The organism is Aeromonas sp. 62-46, assembly GCF_001898585.1.
Taxonomy (GTDB): Bacteria; Pseudomonadota; Gammaproteobacteria; order Enterobacterales; family Aeromonadaceae; genus Aeromonas; species Aeromonas caviae.
The window spans coordinates 1-3875 of sequence record NZ_MKUI01000008.1 but is presented as its reverse complement, the minus strand read 5'-3'; the positions used below and the strand labels follow the sequence as shown (position 1 = coordinate 3875).

Below are 3875 nucleotides of genomic sequence, written 5' to 3'. Positions count from 1 at the left end.
GTCGAACTGGGGATTGGCCGCCCCTTGCAGGGCGGCCAGTGCTCTTTCGCGGTGGCGGCGGGCGGGAGTCATGCCACCCCCTTACTCGCCAGGGGCCGGATTCGGCCCGATGACGATGCTTTCGACCAGGGCGGCGCAGTCGTAGTCCTCGACCACGTAAGCGTCGTTGGTGCTTTCGTAGTTGACGATGCGGTTGCGCTTGGGCTCGTCTTCGATGTAACGACGGCGGGCGCCGGTCTGCCAGTAGATGGAGAGGTTGCTGAGCTTGGTGATGAGCAGCTTGTCTTCGGGGAAGAAGGGGACGCGCACAGCCTTGAGGCCGCCGATCTGCTTCTGGCTCACCAGCACCTGACCAGCCAGTCTGTTCTGGTTGTCGCCCGCATCGTTGATGATGGGGAAGTATTTGTCGGAGAGCATCTTGCGGCCACAGATGACCACCAGGTCGGTATCGTCCTGATACCAGGGTTTGATCAGCTCGCTCACAACGTCGAATACCAGGGCGTCGATGTTTTTGTAATCACCGTCGGTGGCATCGATGTAGATCTGGCCGCTGCCCTCGGTGCCCTCGCTCATGACCTGGGCCGGGGCGTCGGTGCGGATGTGTTGCAGCCAGCCGATGTTGACGTCTTGCAGCAGGGGGTTGGCGTTGCGGTCGGTGTCGGCGGCGGCGCTGGTGCCATGCCAGCCGATCATGATGCGGTCCAGCCCCTGACGGGTGAGGATGGCGTCACGGACACGGGTCTGAAAGTCGGGGAACTTGGCCCAGGCGTCGATCTGGCCGTAGCCGATCTGGGTGTCGAAGTTGGTCTGGGCGCATTCGTAGCTCTGGTCGTAGAGACCGTGCGGGCTGTTGGGCTGGCGGTCTTTGGTGTCGGTGTTGGTGCGACCAGCGATGGTGCTGGTGATGCCGATACCGACCTTTTGGCCTTTCATCTCATCGACAGGGGTGACGTTGATCATGCCGAGGAAGGCGACCGACTCCTGCATTTTGGTTTCCAGGGTCTGCTGGACGCTGGGCTGCACGTTGAATTGCACCATGGCGCTGGTGATGGCGTTGAGTTTGGCCACCTGGCTGGTGAACTCGTTGAACTTCTGGCGGGTTTCGTTACGCATTGGGCATGGTCCTTAGCAGTCGGTTTGAATGGAGGCGCTATCGCCACCGGTGGCGGGCGGGCGTTGCTGGTTGAACGCTTCCTGGCCCTCCAGCTTGGCGGTGAGGTCGGCCAGCGCCTTGGCGGTGGCGTCCTGCTTGTTGGTCAGCTCGGTGAGGGTCTGGGCCTGCTCGGTGAACTTCTTCTGCAGGTCGGCATCGAGGGTGGTGACCTCTTTCGCGACGGTCTCGACGGCCTGGTGCACATCGCTGAAATCGGCGGTGGATTGCTTCTTGTGGCTGGAGAACAGCGCCGTGATGCGCTCGGCAAGGGAGGGGCCTTTCTCCTGTTCACTTTCGAATTCGATGACGGTTTCCAGCGCTTCGGTGAACAGGCACTCCTTGTGCTGCTTGCGGGAGGCCAACGGCGACTTGTCGCCTGCACCTGCGCAGAACTGGAGCATGTCGGTCCCCAGGCTGGCGGGGGAGTCGGTGATCGCCAACCCCATCAGGTAGGCGCCCTTTTCGTTCAGGTTGGGGTGGATCTCGACCGAGGTGAACACCTTCTGGCGCTTCTTGTTCAGCTCGACCAGCTCCGGGGTCGGGTCAATCTGCACGAACAGGGCCAGGCGCTGCTCGCCTTCGATGGTGACCTCTTCGGTCTTGGCGGCGGTGATGTCGCCGTACATCTTGAACAGGCCGTTGGGGTCAATACCCCGGATGTGCTCCATATTGACCCGGGCGCCGTAGGTCGACTGGTTGTAGCGCTGGGCCATCTGCTCAAGCCATTCGCGGGTGATGGCGCGGCCATCGGTCGTGCCCCCTTCTACGGCAACACGGAAAAATTTGGACTTTGCCATGGGCTGGGATCCCTTTGGTGATTGGGTGGTGATGTCGCGGTTATGGTCTGGGTGAGCGGCGGGATCGTGCAATCGGCGGCCAGTGTGTGCGGCGCTGGCACATTGGCGCGGGGGCGTTTGGAGCAGTAGCGGCTGGGTAGACTGGCGCCATGACAGCACCCTTACTCTTCCCCCATATCGAGCCCCGCAGGCAGGCCATGCACCTGTACTTTCAGGGGTACAAGATCCGAGCCATTGCGGAGCTGCTGGCGACCCCCGAGGGGACGGTCGGCACCTGGAAATCCCGCGACGGTTGGGATGACATCAAACCCATTGACCGGGTCGACTTCGCCATAGAGGCACGGATGTGCCAGCTGATCGCCAAGGAGGTGAAAACCGGCGGCGATTTCAAGGAGATTGACCTGCTGGGCAGGCAGTTGGAGCGCATCGCCCGGGTCAACAAATACAGCAAGGGCGGCAACGAGGCCGACCTCAACCCCAAGGTGGCGAACCGTAACAGGGGGCCGAAGAAGGCCCCCGAGCGCAACGTGGTTGAGCCCGAACAGCAGGAGCGGCTGATCGAGCGCTTCGAGTCCACCATGTTCGATTACCAGCGGGTCTGGTATGAGGCGGGCAAGCAGTATCGGCGGCGCAACCTGCTCAAATCGCGCCAGATTGGGGCGACCTACTTCTTTGCCTTCGAGGCCTTCATCGACGCCCTGGTCACGGGGCGCAACCAGATTTTCCTGTCGGCCAGCAAATCACAGGCCCATATCTTCAAGCAGTACATCATCCAGTTTGCCAACGCAGAAGGGGTGGAGCTCAAGGGCGACCCCATGGTGCTGCCGAACGGGGCGCACCTCTACTTCCTCGGCACCAACGCCCGCACCGCGCAGGGCTACCATGGCAACATCTACATGGACGAATACTTCTGGATCCATGGCTTTGCGGATTTTCGCAACGTGGCCAGCGGGATGGCGATGCACAAGAAGTGGCGTCAGACCTACTTCTCCACCCCCTCCAGCCTCTCCCATCCGGCATACAAATTCTGGTCGGGTGAGGAGTTCAACAAGGGCAGACCCAAGGCCGACCAGATCAAGTTTGACTTGAGCCACGCCCACCTGACCGGCGGCAAGCTCGGTGGCGATGGCCAATGGCGCCAGATCGTCACGGTGGAAGATGCAGTGCGCGGCGGCTGCGACCTGTTCGACATGGCCCAACTGCACAGTGAGTATTCCGAGGAGCGCTTCCGCAACCTGCTGATGTGCGAATTCATGGACGACACTTCGAGCGTTTTCCCGCTCGCCACCCTTCAGCGCTGCATGGTCGACAGTTGGGAGCTGTGGGACGACTACAAGCCCTTTGCCCTGCGCCCCCTGGGCAACCGCTCGGTGTGGATCGGCTATGACCCGGCCAAGGGCGGGCAGGGGGATAGCGCAGGCTGCGCCGTGCTGGCCCCGCCGGCGGTACCGGGCGGCAAGTTCCGAGTGCTGGAGCGCCACCGCTGGAGCGGGATGGATTTCGACGCCCAGGCGCGGGCCATCAAGGCCATGTGCGAGCGCTACAACGTCGGCTACATCGGCATCGACACCACCGGGATCGGGGAGGGGGTTTACCAGTTGGTGAAGCAGTTCTACCCGGCAGTGACCGCCATCCAGTACAACCCGAGCGTGAAAATCCAGATGGTGATGAAGGCCCAGGATGTGATGAACAAGGGGCGGCTGGAATTTGACAGCGGGATGACCGATCTGGCCCAGGCCTTCATGAGCATCCGCCGCGCCGTGACCGCGGGCGGCAAGCTGCCGACCTTTGAGGCGAGCCGCTCCGACGAAACTAGCCACGCCGACATTGCCTGGGCAACCATGCAAGCCCTGTTACATGAGCCGCTGGCAGGTGCCACCGGTGCCAATACCAGCATGATGGAGATTTTCTCATGAGAAAGCGCC

The 3875-nt window shown here is 62.0% G+C and carries 3 protein-coding genes; 1 reads left to right on the top strand and 2 read right to left on the bottom strand.

The window, feature by feature from the left end; genetic code table 11:
- Window positions 1-81 precede the first annotated feature (81 nt).
- Both BGO64_RS03440 and BGO64_RS03435 read right to left on the bottom strand, forming a co-directional pair.
- A complete protein-coding gene (locus tag BGO64_RS03440) occupies window positions 82-1113 on the bottom strand; it encodes a phage major capsid protein, P2 family (RefSeq protein ID WP_286700170.1) in 1032 nt (343 codons plus the stop codon).
- Window positions 1114-1125: 12 nt separating this feature from the next.
- Window positions 1126-1950 carry a GPO family capsid scaffolding protein gene (locus BGO64_RS03435; protein WP_025327448.1) on the bottom strand — a complete coding sequence of 275 codons (825 nt, stop codon included), beginning with the start codon at window positions 1948-1950 and terminating at the stop codon, window positions 1126-1128.
- 149 nt (window positions 1951-2099) lie between these two features.
- On the opposite strand from BGO64_RS03435, the gene BGO64_RS03430 reads away from it, so the two are divergent.
- A complete protein-coding gene (locus tag BGO64_RS03430; protein ID WP_286700169.1) occupies window positions 2100-3866 on the top strand; it encodes a terminase ATPase subunit family protein in 1767 nt (588 codons plus the stop codon).
- Window positions 3867-3875 lie beyond the last annotated feature (9 nt).